Source organism: Arthrobacter sp. S39, assembly GCF_004320525.1.
In the GTDB taxonomy this organism is placed as follows: Bacteria; Actinomycetota; Actinomycetes; order Actinomycetales; family Micrococcaceae; genus Arthrobacter.
The window spans coordinates 502,337-516,777 of sequence record NZ_SIHX01000003.1 but is presented as its reverse complement, the minus strand read 5'-3'; the positions used below and the strand labels follow the sequence as shown (position 1 = coordinate 516,777).

12 protein-coding genes are annotated in these 14,441 nt (G+C 63.5%); 4 read left to right on the top strand and 8 right to left on the bottom strand.

From position 1 onward, the window contains the following. Positions 1 to 5 precede the first annotated feature (5 nt). A complete protein-coding gene (locus EYS21_RS08795) occupies positions 6 to 1,256 on the bottom strand; it encodes an extracellular solute-binding protein (protein ID WP_131132807.1) in 1,251 nt (416 codons plus the stop codon). Between the two features lie 382 nt (positions 1,257 to 1,638). On the opposite strand from EYS21_RS08795, the gene EYS21_RS08790 reads away from it, so the two are divergent. The 3 genes from EYS21_RS08790 (at position 1,639) to EYS21_RS08780 (ending at position 4,678) form a co-directional block, all read left to right on the top strand. Beyond that, the gene (locus tag EYS21_RS08790) at positions 1,639 to 3,672 is read left to right on the top strand and encodes a glycogen debranching N-terminal domain-containing protein (RefSeq protein WP_131132806.1); all 2,034 of its coding nucleotides are present in this window, start codon (positions 1,639 to 1,641) and stop codon (positions 3,670 to 3,672) included. A gap of 167 nt (positions 3,673 to 3,839) precedes the next feature. Next, a complete protein-coding gene (locus tag EYS21_RS08785) occupies positions 3,840 to 4,496 on the top strand; it encodes a hypothetical protein (protein ID WP_131132805.1) in 657 nt (218 codons plus the stop codon). A 2-nt stretch (positions 4,497 to 4,498) separates the two neighbouring features. After that, on the top strand, positions 4,499 to 4,678 hold the full coding sequence (locus EYS21_RS08780) for an antitoxin MazE-like protein (protein WP_131132804.1): 180 nt from the start codon (positions 4,499 to 4,501) through the stop codon (positions 4,676 to 4,678). A gap of 99 nt (positions 4,679 to 4,777) precedes the next feature. Here the strand turns inward: EYS21_RS08780 and EYS21_RS08775 are convergent, their stop codons facing one another. The 5 genes from EYS21_RS08775 to EYS21_RS08755 all read right to left on the bottom strand — a co-directional run bounded on the left by EYS21_RS08775 (position 4,778) and on the right by EYS21_RS08755 (position 12,183). Next, complete coding sequence (locus EYS21_RS08775) at positions 4,778 to 5,014, bottom strand: hypothetical protein (RefSeq protein WP_165478286.1); 237 nt, start codon at positions 5,012 to 5,014, stop codon at positions 4,778 to 4,780. A 378-nt stretch (positions 5,015 to 5,392) separates the two neighbouring features. Continuing rightward, on the bottom strand, positions 5,393 to 6,700 hold the full coding sequence (locus EYS21_RS08770) for a Wadjet anti-phage system protein JetD domain-containing protein (RefSeq protein ID WP_131132802.1): 1,308 nt from the start codon (positions 6,698 to 6,700) through the stop codon (positions 5,393 to 5,395). Continuing rightward, positions 6,693 to 10,109 carry an ATP-binding protein gene (locus EYS21_RS08765; RefSeq protein ID WP_207307719.1) on the bottom strand — a complete coding sequence of 1,139 codons (3,417 nt, stop codon included), beginning with the start codon at positions 10,107 to 10,109 and terminating at the stop codon, positions 6,693 to 6,695. Before EYS21_RS08765 ends, EYS21_RS08770 begins: the two co-directional genes overlap by 8 nt. Continuing rightward, positions 10,106 to 10,744, bottom strand: coding sequence for a DUF4194 domain-containing protein (locus tag EYS21_RS08760; RefSeq protein WP_131132801.1), 639 nt, complete (start codon positions 10,742 to 10,744; stop codon positions 10,106 to 10,108). Before EYS21_RS08760 ends, EYS21_RS08765 begins: the two co-directional genes overlap by 4 nt. Beyond that, positions 10,741 to 12,183, bottom strand: coding sequence for a DUF3375 domain-containing protein (locus tag EYS21_RS08755; RefSeq protein ID WP_131132800.1), 1,443 nt, complete (start codon positions 12,181 to 12,183; stop codon positions 10,741 to 10,743). Before EYS21_RS08755 ends, EYS21_RS08760 begins: the two co-directional genes overlap by 4 nt. 246 nt (positions 12,184 to 12,429) lie before the next feature. On the opposite strand from EYS21_RS08755, the gene EYS21_RS08750 reads away from it, so the two are divergent. Next, on the top strand, positions 12,430 to 13,062 hold the full coding sequence (locus EYS21_RS08750; protein WP_131132799.1) for a hypothetical protein: 633 nt from the start codon (positions 12,430 to 12,432) through the stop codon (positions 13,060 to 13,062). Between the two features lie 16 nt (positions 13,063 to 13,078). Here EYS21_RS08750 and EYS21_RS08745 read toward each other — a convergent pair whose 3' ends face one another. Together EYS21_RS08745 and EYS21_RS08740 are read right to left on the bottom strand one after the other, a co-directional pair. Continuing rightward, positions 13,079 to 13,660 (bottom strand): hypothetical protein, encoded by a 582-nt coding sequence (locus EYS21_RS08745; protein WP_131132798.1) that lies wholly within the window; start codon positions 13,658 to 13,660, stop codon positions 13,079 to 13,081. A gap of 2 nt (positions 13,661 to 13,662) precedes the next feature. Then, positions 13,663 to 14,208, bottom strand: coding sequence for a hypothetical protein (locus EYS21_RS08740; RefSeq protein ID WP_131132797.1), 546 nt, complete (start codon positions 14,206 to 14,208; stop codon positions 13,663 to 13,665). Positions 14,209 to 14,441: the final 233 nt, after the last annotated feature.

Genomic DNA, 14,441 nt, shown 5'->3' with positions numbered 1-14,441 from the left:
GGTGTTCACTTTGACAGCGTCGCTGTCATTTCGGCCTGGATTGCATCCAGGATGGCTTTCGGATCTGAAGTCTGCAGGGTTGCCAGTTTGGCGTTGAAGTCTTTGAGGACGTCAGCGGCGCCGGGCTGCGACGGGAGGGTCTGGGCATACTCGACGCCTGCAATCGATGCTTCCTGTTCGGGGAATTCCTTCCTGAATTCGCTCTCTGCGGAGATGACGGAAGGCATGACGCCGAAGGCCTTCGCGAAGGTCATCTGGGTCTGGGTGCCTGTCAGCTGCTCAACCAATGCCTTAGCTGCGGGTTTGTTCTTGCTGTCCGCCGCGATTCCCCAGCAGTTCGTGAACTGCAGGGTGCCCTTGCCCTTCGGGCCTGCCGGAAGTTCTACTGTGCGGTACTTGATGGAAGGGAAGTCCTTGGACAGGGCTCCTGAGATCCAGTTCCCTTCGATCGTCATGGCGGAAAGCTGTTTGCCGAAGGCTTCGCCTCCCCAGCCTGCGCCCAGGTCAGAGGAGAACTTTGCTGATCCGTCGGTGAGCATTTTCTTGACGAAGGTCAGTGCCTTCACGTTCTCGGTGCTGTTGACTGTGGCTGTCTTGCCGTCAGAGCTGAGCAGGGACCCGCCCGCCTGGGGAAAGAAAGCCGCGACGCGAGCCACTTCAGGGCTGAAAGAGAGGCCGACGGTATTGCCGGAGGTAAGTTTTTTGGCCGTAGCCTCGAGTTCGTCCCACGTGGCGGGAATATCGGCGTCGGTCAGGCCCGCCGCTTGCCATAGGTCGTTGTTGATGACCAGGGACAGGGTGGAGGAGTCCTTGGGTGCGCAGTAGAACTTCCCGTCAAACGTGAAGGCTCTGGTCAGGCTTGGCTGGAAATCGCCCTTGTTGGCAAGCGAGTCTGCGTAGGGCTCCAGGGAACCGTTGGAGGCGTAGCCGCTGAGCTGGTCCGGCGACAGGTAGAAAACGTCGGCGGGCTTTCCCGAGGCAAAGCCTTGACTAAGCTGCTGGATCAGATCTGAGGCTACGTTCACGGAGGCTTCCGTGCCTGATGTCTTGGACCAGTCAGCAACGGCAGCTTTCACTGCAGTTGCCTCGGCATCGCCAGAGGAGGCGATCAGAACGCTGATCGGTCCGGAGCCCGCATCGGATGATTCGTTGGCGGAGGGGCTGGCGAAGCCGGAACCGCAGGCGCTAAGGCCCAGGGCCCCGCTAACGCAAATGGTGATCACTGCGGCGAGGCGTGAGGCGCGTGGTGTTTTCATTCGTGGGGATCCTCTGTTTCGGAATGCGTCCGTCAATGGGCGCACTGAACGTGGCTTGCGTGCACTTCGGGTGGCCGGTCCGTGGTGCCGGGCTGACCAGGTTTCCTCGGCCCCGGGTAGCGCACTCCGCTGTTGATGCAGCGGGCGCCGGGGTTATCTCATTAGGACCGGGGGGCTTTTGATCGATCAAATTATGCTGTAAAACTGTATTTGAACGATCAAATGGGTGTTTCACAATGATGGTTGTGAGTTCCGCCACTGTCAAGGCCTGAGACGTCAGCATCGGTGAGCCGGGAATCCGGGCTCACTTCCCCAGCAATTTTCATCCGCGCACGTGCAGTGCCCGAAAGCAACGTTCCGCGCTTGCGGCCAAGGAGTATCAATGAACAACAGGCAGCCCTTCCTTCACGATTTGAATGTCCTTCTGGCCGCCCCGATGCAGGTCTGGTCCGGCCATGATGGACAGTTGCGGCGCAGCGGCGGCGTCCAGGGCATCTACTGTGCTGATACCCGGGTGATCGATGAGGCTGTCCTGACTGTCAATGGCGAGGAACCCGAACCGGTGGGCTCCACTTCGGCGGAAGGCTCCGTTATTTCCTTCCAGGCCCTTGTCCGGACCCTGGGAAGTGAGAATCCCGATCCACTGGTCAGCCTGACCCGCCGCCGCAGCATCCTCACCGATCGCGTCAGCGAGGAAATCATCCTGCGATCCGATCTGAGCAAGGACGTCACCGCGGTGGTTGAGATGGAGCTCGGATCCGACTTTTCACCGTTGGAGTCGGTCAAAGGCGGCGGCCGCGCCCACCCTGTCCCACCGGTGTTTGAAGGTGGCGTTTGGCATGCAGCGGAGGAAGGCGTCACCTCGTCGATCAGCGCGCCTGGGGCCCAGGCTGAACAGACCAACAGCCAGCTTCGTCTCAGGTGGGAATTGACGATTCCAGCGCGGGGTACCGCCAGGGTTGGCTGGGAGATCCAGGCCGAGGACAGCCTTGCCCCCTTCGTTGCCGCAGCCCAGCCCATGCCGGCATCATTCCGCGTCCGGGCCGATGACCGGCGCCTGGCCGCCCTGGCAGAAAGGGCACTCGGGGACCTCGAAGGGCTGCGGATGTCCGCTGCTTCCTCGCCCCAGGATGTTTTCCTCGCCGCCGGGGCTCCCTGGTTCTTCACTCTGTTTGGACGGGACTCGCTGATTGCAGCCCGAATGCTCCTTCCCGTTGATCCGTCGTTGGCAGCCGGGACCCTCCGCACACTCGCAGCCCGCCAAGGCACAAAGTACGACCCTGCGACGGCTGAACAACCGGGCAAGATCCTTCACGAAGTGCGCCGCGGCGAGCTTCGGATGCCCGGGGATGCCGGCAATGGCGAACTCCGCCTTCCGCCCGTGTATTACGGAACAGTGGACGCCACGCTGCTCTGGATTTCCCTTCTCCACGACGCCTGGAAATGGGGGATGCCGGAGGAGGAAGTCAAGGACCTGATGAGCAACCTCGAAGAGGCCTTGCTGTGGCTCCGGGACTGGGCGGACCCCGACGGTGACGGCTTCCTTGAGTACATCGACGAAACAGGATTCGGGCTGGCCAATCAAGGCTGGAAAGACTCGGCCGACTCGATCCGCTGGAACGACGGTTCCCTTGCCACCGGTCCCATCGCACTGGCAGAGGTGCAGGGATATGCCTACCAGGCCGCGACCAACGCGGCCGACCTGCTGGAGGCGTTCGGCCTCAAAGGTGCTGGGGAATGGAGGGCTTATGCATCAGAGATGGCCGAGAAGTTCCGCAACGCTTTCTGGTGCAGCGACGATCTCGGGGCCTACCCGGCGATAGCCCTGGACGTCGATAAGCGGCCAGTGGATGGAGTCGCGAGCAACATGGGCCACCTGCTGGGCACCGGCATTCTGAACGAGGAGGAAAGCGCGCTGGTGGCACGCAGGATCATGCACCCCACCATGTTTTCCGGTTACGGTGTCCGGACCCTAGATACGGGCAACGGCGCGTACTGGCCGCTGCGCTATCACTCGGGTTCTGTGTGGGCCCACGACACGGCCATGACCCTGGACGGCCTGACAAAAACCGGGTACGGCGACGAGGCAGCCCTCTTGGCTGTGGGCGTGATGGATGCGGCTGAAATCTTCGACTACCGGTTGCCCGAACTGTTCTCCGGTCACAGCTCAGCCCAGGGCGGGCCCCAACCCTACCCGGCCTCGTGCCGCCCGCAGGCTTGGGCAGCGGCATCAGCCATTCCCCTGATGCTCGCAACGTTGGGCCTGACCCCGCAAGGACCGGGGCTGCTGCCGGAGGTGACTGCTGCTGTCCCTGTGCCTTTCGGGGCGTGCACCTTTGAAGGGCTTCAGGCAGGAGGCCGAGCTTTCACCGTGGACGTCGACCGGCATGGGGCAGCCACCGTCACTCCGGCCTAGCGGGCGGCCGGCCACGATCCTTGGTGAGCGTGGCACGCAACGCGGTGCCGCCGTCGTGCTTAACGTCAACTGGCGCGGCGCTGTGTGCCGTTCTCTGCCGCTTCATTCCGCTATGGACCGCCCTATTCGGGAGGCCTAACCTGAGAGAAGTGGACAAAGGAGTCGTCATGAAACGCTTGCTCATCGGGCTGTCGACGGCGGCCATGGTGGCGCTGAGTGCAGCGCCGGCCGGAGCCGCTCCCAACATTTACCACACGATTTCGTCGACGCATGGCTCGGCAGCGGTGGTCGAAACCGTCGGCTGCGAGCGGACCGAAATCTTCGTCTCCTCAATGTCGGGCATGTTCGCTGCCCAGCCCGGCCCCGTGAACAAGCAGGGCCTGACCAGCCTATTCGTGCGCATCTCCGATATCTGCGCCGCGCCCGGCCGCGGCGTGGTGCTGTTCCAGGCCGACGGCATGAACTTTGCACCCCTGGACGTTGATTCTCGGCTGACCAGCGCCTCCATTACCACCGACATGGCCGGCACCGACGGCGACGGCAACCCGGTCACCATCAGCCTCTCGGCGTCGTGGACCGGCACCGGCCCGCTCGAGCACGACACCCTCAGCTCACACGAGAACATCCCGGGCGTGGGCAACGTCAACTCGGTCGACAACAATCTCAGGCGTGCCGCCACGGCAACTGTGTCCGTCACGGTCAACGGACTGACGGCTGCGGGCACGGACAGCAACGCAGTCCTGGAACAGGTGAAGGCGCGCTGCATCGAAGTTGCACGCCCCGGTGTGGAGGAGTTCTTCCCCTGCTTTGGGTTCCCGGGGTAGGCATGCGCGAGCCTGGGTTCCGACAGATTCGGATGTGGGTGCCGGACGCACGGACGGAAGAATTCAAGCGTGAGGCACGGCGGCAAGCCTTGACGGTTGCCGCTGCTGACCGTGCCAGCGATGATCAGGATTTCATTGAACAGGTCTGGAAATTTCGGGTGGACTCGTTAGGCAGATACTGATCAAGCAAGTGGGCCGCACTAGGGAACAGGCATTGGAGGTGCTACGTGGCTAACAACGCACAGATGATCATTACCAATTGGGGCGACGCGTTCGCATGTTCAGTCGCTAGCCCACAACTGCCAGGCATCGTAGCTGCCTACGACGAGCACCCGGACGCTTTGGAGCTCTTCAACCTCGCTGTGGATGCTGGCCTTGATGCCGACGGTTCCATCGACGTCCACATTCAGCAGGCTATGGAATTCGAAGGAAAGCAGTTCTTCGTCCGCGCTCGGCATGATCACCGGGGAGCTGAACGTGGGATGCTCGCTGCCACTATTGGCCAGGAACTCGCTCACGACTCGGGGCTTCGTGACTATGTGGACGCTGATCGTTTTGATGACGCCGTGGTTGTTGCGACGTTGCCCAGCGACCGAATTCACGATGTCATGGCAGGTGCCGACGAAAACGCGCCGCTAACTGTAGGAATGCAGACTGCAGACGGTTCAGTCCATTACATCGGGATGCTTAGGGTTACAAGTGCTTCCCGTGGGCGCCAGCTATCTGACCTGGGTCTCGACGCATCCTCTACGGTTGGTGCCATGTTTGCAGCACTGGGTACTGATCCCGCCACGAGTCAGCATCAGCACGGACGAATCCTTATCGTCGCCTAGACGTTTGCTGCATCGTTCGAAGAGCTTGCCGTGCTGACTCTTGGATATTTTGTGTCGACAGATTCAACTGCCGAGCCGCTCCAGGGCCCAGTCCCATCGGATCAGTTCCTGCTCCAGGCGAACCGACTTCCCGAAAGAATCGTTGCCCAGCGCGGTATAGAGTTCGGATTCCTCTGTGGTCAGCCTCTTGAGCCACGCCTTGGAGGGCGACGGCTCGTGGCCCCAAACATCCCGGTGAGCCAGCAGCGTCTCCTCATCCATCAGCACGCTGGCGACGTGCGGGTGGACCGCCCGGAGCTGGTCCAAGATCCGGAAGCCGTGGGTATCCAGGTCGCCCCAGTAAAGGACTTCGCAATCCTTCAGCCAACCGGCATCGCGCAAGGACGAGAATCCGTACCCGCCGCCATAGATCGCAAGGGTGCCCGGCCGTTCGGGCAGCGCCAGGAAGTTTACAAGGTTCTCAGTGACGACTACCGACCTAACGGGAAGCCGAAGGGAGCCGAACGCCTCCGCCGTCACCGTCAGATCGCGTACTTCACCCAGCAACGGCATCTCAGGATCCAGCACCCGGAACCTGACGAGTTCGGGAAGATGCACAAACCCGTGCCTCGCAGCGAAGCGGGCCCCAGGAGTCCGCGCCGCCGGCTGCCCCAGGAGGGAACCCGGTTCCGCGGGCACGTCCGGATTGATGTCGTCGGGAAGCTCATCCGTGGCAAGCTCCGACGGACGCAGGGCCTCCACCAGCTCATCAATCACCCTTCGATGGTTCTCGATGAACTTCGTGTGCACTCCCGGCAGGCTCAGCTGCCGGACGTAAACCCCGGGTTCCGGATTGTCCCGAAGCCACAGCGCCACCCGGCCAGCCGTCAGCGCATCACCCCCAAGCTCCAGCAACTTGAGCGGCCGCCGCAGCGCCCACGCACGGAATGCCGAATCCATCGCAGACAGGGACTCCGCAAGCTCTAGGAACCGGGCCGCGTCCTTCGCCTTGGCTACAAAACCAAGCTCGTCTTCGGCAGACCCAAACACTGCCGCCGCGGGCAGCCGGTTGGAACCGATCGTTGTGCGCCCCACCTCCGCTGTCTCAAGCGTGAAGGAGCCGACGCCGGCAAACAGCTCGGCCGCCCATTCGCGGGCGGCGGCATAATCGCTCAAAAGGGATGCCGCCGTCGGGCGCTTCAACGTTCGACGGCGGGGATACAGTCCGGTGGGCTCCAGCACCTCGCGCAGCAGCGCACCGCTGCTCCACGCCTTCAGCGACTGCGCCCGCAGGTCAGCCAGTGTTGTCCAGCCGGCGGGGGAATCAGCGCGGAGGTCCCTCCCCGAACCTCGCAAGCTCGCTTCGGGCCCCTCGGGACGCCGCTTAGGCACGGCGGTCCCGCTCGTCCCTGTACTCCTGGATGGTCATGTTCCGCAGCTGGGAGTCGTTCCCGTTGGTGTTGGCGACGAAGCCCACGTGTGCCACAAAAGGTTCGATCACGTGGATCTTCTGCAGCGGAGTGACGATCAGCAGCTGCAGCTTCATCCGCTGGAACAGCTCCAGGCCGTACCGCGCCGACTCGTCGGATCCACGGCCGAACGCCTCGTCGATCACCACGAACCGGAAGCTGCGGCCCTTGCCGGCGCTCCGGCCCGAACCTGCGGCTGCGCCTTGACCGGCGCCGAGCCCGAACTGGAACGCCAGCGCCGCGGCCAGGATGGTGTACGCCAGCTTCTCCTTTTGCCCGCCGGACTTGCCGCCGGAATCGGTGAAGTGTTCAAACTCCTCACCGGTCTCAGTCCACTTCTCCGAGGCGGAGAAGGTGAACCAGTTTCGCACGTCCGTGACCTTCGCCGTCCACCGCTCATCGAGGTTGGTGAAGCCGTCGCGTCCGCGGAACCGCTCGATCAGCCGCTCCACCTGCAGGTACTTCTGCTCGGAGTACTGGTCGTCGTCCCCGATGGTGCCCTCCGAGCAAGCCCGCAGGTCCGTCCCGAACTGCCGGACGTCCAGGTCTGTAGTGTTCTGGTGTTCCAGCTGGATATGCCGGCCGCGGTTGTACTCGATGCTGGCCAAGGACTCATTGATCTTGGTAATCCGGCTCACGATGTCCTGCCGCCGGCTGTCCAGGAACGCGTTGAACGCCACCACCTCGTGGATGGTGTTCTGGTTCAGCGAGTCCTTGAAGTGCGCCTCGAACTTCGGAAGATCGTTCTTCTCCAGCTGGTCCAGCAACCGTTCGTAGTCGCCCGCGGCATCCAGTGAGGCGTCGATTTCGGTGGTTTCATTCGGATACTTGTTGCGGAAGTCAGCCATCAGGCGCACCGTGTCGGCTTCCGCCCTGGCCAGCCGCTTGGACAGCGCATCGATGTCCGCCGTGAGCCCGGACCGGACCAGGCTCTCCACCGCCACTGTGTTCTTATAGGTGAGGACTTTATCCCCGGGCGCCGCGGCGGCGAGGCCGGCCACGGAAGCCAGCACACCGGCGTCGTCCGTCAGCGGCTGCTCCTGCAGCAGGGCACGGCACTCCGCGATGGCCTCCGCGAGGTTCTCGGCGTCCTTCTCATTGGCACCAAGCCGCTGCTGGAGTTTGTTGGCCCGCTCTTCGAACCGCGCCAGGTCATTCTTCAGCTCCGTTTCCTTGGCCGCCAGTTCCTGCAGGACGTCGCTCGCGGATTCCAGTGCGCGCCGCTCGTCCTTGAGCTCCTCGATCCGCCGCGCCGTAAGCTCCCAGCTGATCTCGGCGAAGTCCGCCACCGATTGAACGGTACCGAGCTGGATGCGTTTCCGGCCGATGTCGCCCAGTTGCCGGTCCACCTTGGCCAGCAGCGTCTCCACCACCTGGAGCTGGCCTTTGACCTCGTCCAGCTCTGCCAGGAACCGGTTGATCTTGTCCTGGTTGTCCCAGCCCAGCACGTAGTTCCGCCGGTCCGCCAGGTCCTTACGGTCATCCTTTTCATGCCGGCCGCGGCCGCCCTTCAGCTGGCCGTTGGCGGTGAGTGCCTTGGAATGGCGGCGGAAGTCCGCCAGGGTGTCGCAGCAGACGTAGTCGAACCGGCTGGCCAGCTCATCCAGCAGGAAATCGCGGAACGGAGTGCCCTGCTTGATGCCGATCTTGGCCGCCAGTGTCCCGGGCTCCGCGGCCCTGGGGGAGTACGCGTCGCCCACCTTCAGGTACACCAGCCGGCCTTTGAGGTTGTTCGCGTCCACCCAGCTGCTCACGGCAGCGTAGTGCGCCGAGGGCACCAGCAGGGACAACGCGAAGCCACGCAGGGTGCGTTCGGCCGCGCCCTCCCAGCCTGTTTCGCCGTCGCGGACGCGCAGCAGTTCGCCCGCGAACGGCAGTTCCTTCTCCGCCACTCCTGTCCCGTCGCACAGACGACGCCGGATCTCCAGCTGCTGCAGCGGCAGAAGGTTGCGCCGGGACTGGAGGCTGGTCAGTTCCGCTTTGAGATCGTCGGCGCGTCCGGTGAGGACAGTGCGCGTCATGGTCTGCTCGGTGCGGCTCTCCTGAAATTCGTTGTACTGCTCAGCCAGCCCGGACTCGACGGCGACCAGCCGGTCCCGGTTCGCGTCGAACAGTACCCGGTCTTCGGGCGCGCGGAGGCCCAGCTCTGCCGCGGCTGCGGCGTAGGTCTGGTAGCGCGTGCGCTGCGATGCGGCTTCGGTGCCGAGCCGGGCGATGTCGGCATCGATCGCTGCCAGCCGGCCGCCGCCGTTGGAACGGATGTCCTCGGCCACGGCGGTGAGCTGGTGCCGGAGTTCCGTGATCCGGGCCGTGAGGGACGTGTTGTCCTCGCGCAGCCGTTTGCCGGTGCTCTCCAGCTCCGCCGCGTGGTCCAGGCTCAGGATAAGGCGCCTGTTGGTGAACCAGGGGTGCAGCTGGTCCCGCTGGGCCCTGGCCAGCTCGTCCTCCAAAGTCAGGGCGGCGTGCCGGGCGGCTCCGGCGCGGATCGGCGTCAACAGGCTGATCTGGTCCTTGGCCCGCAGCACGGCTCCGTGGGCTTTCTTGAGGTCGTCGAAGTGGTGGAGGAGATTCTTGATCCTGGCGTCAACGTCGTCATCGTCCAGCATGTTGGTGCGCACGAAGTGGGTGATGTTCTCCACCTGTTTCATGGACACCGTGCGGTGGAACAGCTCCATGGCCTGGTCCCCGCTGATGCCGAACTGGCGCTTGAACGCAGCCGCGTACGGCTCGAAGGTGTCATGGACTGTCACACCCTCGGCCTTCAGCTTCTTCTTCAGCTTGGCGGGATCCTGGCCGAAGTTGGAGAAGTCCGCGGCGATGGACTGGTCCGTCTCCGCCAGGGAGTAGAAGCGGTTGGGCTGGCCGGCTTCCTGGACAGCCCAGAGGGTAATGGCCAGCGTGACCGATTTGTTCAGCACGGCGTTGTGGAAGACGGCAAGCACCACGGTGAGGGCTCCGGTTCCGCGAAGCGACACCGGCTTGGAGTTTTCGCCGCCGGTGCTGCGGGTGCTCTTGTGGTAGCCCCGCACGTAGGACATGAGGCTGCGTTCCTTCTTCTGCGCACCCGCGGCCTTGTTGTACTCGATCTTGTTGGCGGGCAGCAGGAGGGTGGTGATCGCGTCGACGACGGTGGACTTCCCGGAGCCGATGTCGCCGGTGAGGAGGCTGTTGGCACCGTCCAAACGGAACGTGCGCACACCCTGGTGGAAAGTGCCCCAGTTGAGCAGCTCCAAACGGTGCAGCCGGTAGCCCGGGGGAGTGCCGGCGTCGTCCGTTGTGTTTTCCCCCGGCTCCTCCAGGCTGAACAGGCTGTCCTGCAGGTCAGCGGTCACGGGAGCTCCCCTTCAGTGGTGCCAGTAGCCGTCAGCGGGCCTCCGGTAAGCGAGGCACGATAGTCCGCCAGCCGGGCGTCGAACTCCTCCAGCCATTGCGCATCCACGTAGGCCTTCAGGATCCGGGCCACCTCATAGGTGTCGGCCTGACCGCGGAGTTTGCGGAGGAAACCCAGCTCCACCACCTTCTTGATGTTGGCGCCGAGCCGGTCCAGGATCCGGGCCTGGTTACTGGATTCGGGCAGGAACACGGCCACCATGTCTGTGATCTCCTGCTCGGTCATGATGAGGCGCAGTTCGCTGCTGTTGGTATCGAATTCGAGCATCCGGCCGCGCAGCAGGGCGAGCAGAAGGCTCACGTCGAAGGTGAGCCGGCGGCGGGGGATAAGCCGGGGGAGGTCGCCCTCCGGATCCTCCCGCGACCTGAGGAACGCATAGCCCTCCGACTCGTCCAGGATCAGATCCAGCCCGAGCACTGCCACGTAGTCGCGGGCCTGCGACTCGAGGGTGATCAGCGACTGCCAGACCTTCTCGTCCGACTCCGCGTACACCACCCCGCGGAACAGCCGGGTGACCACGCCGGGGAGTTCCTCGGGTGTCCGGGCCTGTGTGTCGATGGTGTCCATGGGGTTCATGCCGGCCTCACAAAGATGATCTGGTCGATGGTCGCTTCGCGGATGCTGCCGTCCGGGAGGTGCCACTGCAACTGCTGGGGCACATCGTCGTGGATGCTGGCCCACGGGGATTCGCTGGCGAGCTGGTAGTACGCAACGATCTCGGCGAGCCCTTGTTGCAGCGGGTGGGCCTGCGTGACTTCCAGCAGCGTGGCCTGTTCGGCGTCCGCCAGGACGCCGTCCACATTGGTTTTCAGGCGCTCCACGTCCACATGGAACTGACTGAACAGGGCACCCGCGTCCACGTCCGCGTCATCGGCGGCGACGACGTCGTCGTCCACCATCACTTTCCGGCTGGGCTCATACAGCGGCCGCTCGAAAGGCAGTGCCACGTCCACCGACTGCGCCGCGATCTCCATAAAAACGCCCGACGGCGGCGCTTCCCGGGTGCCCAGCGCACCGGATTCGATGCTGCGGATCAGCTGCGTGATGCGTTTGTTTTCCAGGAAGACTTTGTCGTCCAGGAGCCGGCGCATCTGCTCGGAGAGCTGCCGGACCGTGGCCTGCGTCTGGTCCACGGCGGGCAGCCAGTCCTGATGGAGTTTGGTGACGGCGTGCAGGTCCTCGACGCCGGAGAGCGCCTCGATTTCGGTGGCGCGCTGCAGCAGGTCCTGCAGTTCCGTACGCAGCTGCGGGGACATGAGATAGTCCCAAAATCCCTGGAAGGTCCGGCCCTGGAGCGAGCTGCTGATGCCCTGCTGGTTGGCGAAGATGGTCTCGAGCAGTTCGCCCTGCCCGCCGTCCCAGGTGGCGATCTGCTCACGGACCTGGCGGTCCAGTTTGCGGAAGTTCTGCTCGACCTCACGGAAATCAGCCAGGAGGTCCTTGGCGAGGGTGGTCAGCTGCTGGAAGTGGTCCAGGGCTTCCGGGGCGGTCATGACCTTGATATTGCCGTCCCTGATCCGCTGCATCTCGGCGTCGATGCCGTCCCGCTGCCGCTGGAGCTCGGCGAGCCTCACCTCGGGGTCCGTTTCGGACTGCTGGACCAGGGCTTTGAGCACGGCGAAGATGCTGGTGAGCCGGGACTGGGTGGCCACGAAATCGCGTCCGCTCAGGCTTTCCACCCACCGGACCACGTCCTCGGCCGCGGCAGTGAGATCGTAGCGCGGCTCGTCCTGCCCCGGCACATAGTATTTGCGCAGCCAGGCCCGCTCGGGGGCAGCCCAGTCATCCAGATACTCTGAGGCCGGGCGCGGGTACTTGTCCTCGCCGTAGACGTCGCGAAGTCCGAACAGGACGTCGTCGAGGTGGTCGATGAGCTCCTGGCGGCCAATGTCGCGCTGGTTGGGCCCGGTGAAGGCCTTGATGAAGAAGGAGATGGCCAGAGGGGCGTTCTGTGCGCGGAGGAGTGACCAGCCTGCGTGGTTGTCGCGCAGGGCGTTGATGTCGTAGAAGTCCATTGCTTCCCTGGGGCGGATGTGTTGTGCAGCTGCGCCGGTGCAGTTGACCGGTTATGCCCAAGCTACACGGAGCCACCGACAATTTTACTGTGGAGGACTGCTGGGACCGGGACAAGGAAGCCGGAACGCCGTCCTTATACGTAGTTACGCAATCGTATTGACAAGGATGACCGGCAGGGCCAATCTGTGGACCACGGCGTCATTTGCCGAGACAGGACACCATGCTTCTAAAGGATGGGCTGACCGATGTCGGAAAGAGATTCTGCCCAGGCCGGAGAAGGTGCCGGCCAGACCCTCCCCGGAGTCGCCGTCGCGCGATCACGGTTCGTGGCTGTTACTGCTGCTCTTGCCGGCTTCGCCTTCGGCGCACGTGGCGCGGTCAATGCCTTTGGGGAAATCAGGTACTGGAGTCCGGAGACTCCGCTCGAATACACTGCCGTGGCATTGCTTTCAGTGGCGATGTTGTTCCTCGGGGCTACCCTTTGGGCTCTCGGCAGCTTTTGGGCAACACACGATCACCTGCCCGGGCGGGCTGCCAAGTTGAGTTGGTTCGCGGTCCGTGTGGCCGCCGTCGCCGCTGTGCTTGTTTCGGTTTCCAACTTCCTTGAGGACTACTTGAGGCTGCGCTGGTTCGGGCTGACGTTCGTGATTGGTTCGATCGCGCTGCTCCTGGGCCTGCTGTGTGCCACAGGTCTGCGTTTAGCAGCACCCCGAGTGGACAGGGTCGAAGGTATCCTGCTCCTGGCAATATCTGTCGGCGTCGTGCTCCTGTCATTTGCCATGGGCGTGGGCGCTGCGACGCTTCTGCTGCTCGCCGCCTATCGTGCCTGGTTCCGTGACAGGCGCCGTCCCGCGCCACATGCCGCGCGGGTTACGTGATGACGTGCAGGAGGGGTCACCCAGCTCCGAGGGATTTAGCGTCGGGGTCTGCGGTGACTGCCTCGAGCAGGCGGTCGAAGCTTTCCACTCCGTAATCGGGCGCCGTGGCTGCCAGAACAACGTAAGTCGTGGTGATCGGTTTGATGATGGGTTTGGCATGCAGAGAAGTCTTCGGTGAGGTATTCCGGATGACTTTCAGTTCCAGGCCGGCTACCCCGTTCACAGACAGCGGCCTGGTTTTGCCATTGACGAGCAGCGAGCGCAGCTCGTCCGGCCCGAGTTGGGCAGCGCTGTCGACGGAGAGCTCGCGTATTACTTCGTTTACAGACGCGGTCACCCCCTGAAGAAATGCACGCTCCCGAGAACTTATGGCGAGGATGCTCACTGCCGTGAATGTGGTTGCAAACATGGCCACGAACAACAGCACGGCGGCCAGGTCCCTCAGGCCCGGAAACAGGCCCATCAGGAGGAAGCACAGGACAAGTCCGGCCACAGATAACCTGCCGAACAAAGCACCCGCGCCGTCGTCCGGCCTCCCAGTCCACTGTTTCTCAGTAAAACTGCAGACCACCCGGTGCTTCGTCTGTGGCTTGGGCATGATCAGTTCCCTTTCACTTCCAGGAGGGCCTCGGCAAGAATAATTGCCTCCCGCGCCTCACGGAGGCTGTCACGCAGGCCGGGGTCGGGGACACCGAAGCTGAGATTGTCGGCGGAGACCGAGAGCTCCGCCGCGATTTTGCTGAGATTCTCCCGCTCCTGCGCGATCCTTCTCGATGCCGCCAATTTGACCTTGCTCTTATCCAGTTCAATAAGGGCTGCGTTGATCTGATCCCGGCGGGCCCGGATCCCGCTGCACACCTGCAGGACACGCTGCGCACGATTGCTGAACATCTGCTCCATCTTCTGGGCAACCTCATGCAGCTCGCTAAGGCTCCGGTAGGTCCGGGCCCGCTGCTTCGCGGCTACTAGGTTGAGGAGCTGGCGGATCCGAGTGCGTCGCTGACCCCAAAGCTCAACGCCTGCGTTGTTCTGGTTTAAGAGGAGCCCGGCCGCGTCCAGGGCCGCGCTCAGGGTATCCCGCCGGGGAGTGAGCTTCCCGGCCGCTGTTTCCAACCGCCCGATGAACTCGGCGTAGTTGTCGAGCATTGCCGCATCGTCCCTGCCCGCCACTTGAACGGAGGGGCTGGCCAGGGGTTCAGTTGTGGGTGTTGGAAGGTCCTTGGCTGATCCGATTCTCGGTGGGTTGGCGGGCATCCGCGGCGGGACAGAACGTGGTTCGCGACCGGACTCAGGTGCGCTGTTGCTCATGATCAGCCATCCCATTCATGATCAATCACGGAGCAGGTGCGTGACGCGCGCCTACTTGTGAATAGTCATTC

Coding starts and splice junctions, on each gene's coding strand:
- EYS21_RS08795 (WP_131132807.1), bottom strand. CDS start 1,256: ATGAAAACACCACGCGCCTCACGCCTCGCCGCAGTGATCACCATTTGC.
- EYS21_RS08790 (WP_131132806.1), top strand. CDS start 1,639: ATGAACAACAGGCAGCCCTTCCTTCACGATTTGAATGTCCTTCTGGCC.
- EYS21_RS08785 (WP_131132805.1), top strand. CDS start 3,840: ATGAAACGCTTGCTCATCGGGCTGTCGACGGCGGCCATGGTGGCGCTG.
- EYS21_RS08780 (WP_131132804.1), top strand. CDS start 4,499: ATGCGCGAGCCTGGGTTCCGACAGATTCGGATGTGGGTGCCGGACGCA.
- EYS21_RS08760 (WP_131132801.1), bottom strand. CDS start 10,744: ATGAACCCCATGGACACCATCGACACACAGGCCCGGACACCCGAGGAA.
- EYS21_RS08755 (WP_131132800.1), bottom strand. CDS start 12,183: ATGGACTTCTACGACATCAACGCCCTGCGCGACAACCACGCAGGCTGG.
- EYS21_RS08750 (WP_131132799.1), top strand. CDS start 12,430: ATGTCGGAAAGAGATTCTGCCCAGGCCGGAGAAGGTGCCGGCCAGACC.
- EYS21_RS08745 (WP_131132798.1), bottom strand. CDS start 13,660: ATGCCCAAGCCACAGACGAAGCACCGGGTGGTCTGCAGTTTTACTGAG.
- EYS21_RS08740 (WP_131132797.1), bottom strand. CDS start 14,208: ATGCTCGACAACTACGCCGAGTTCATCGGGCGGTTGGAAACAGCGGCC.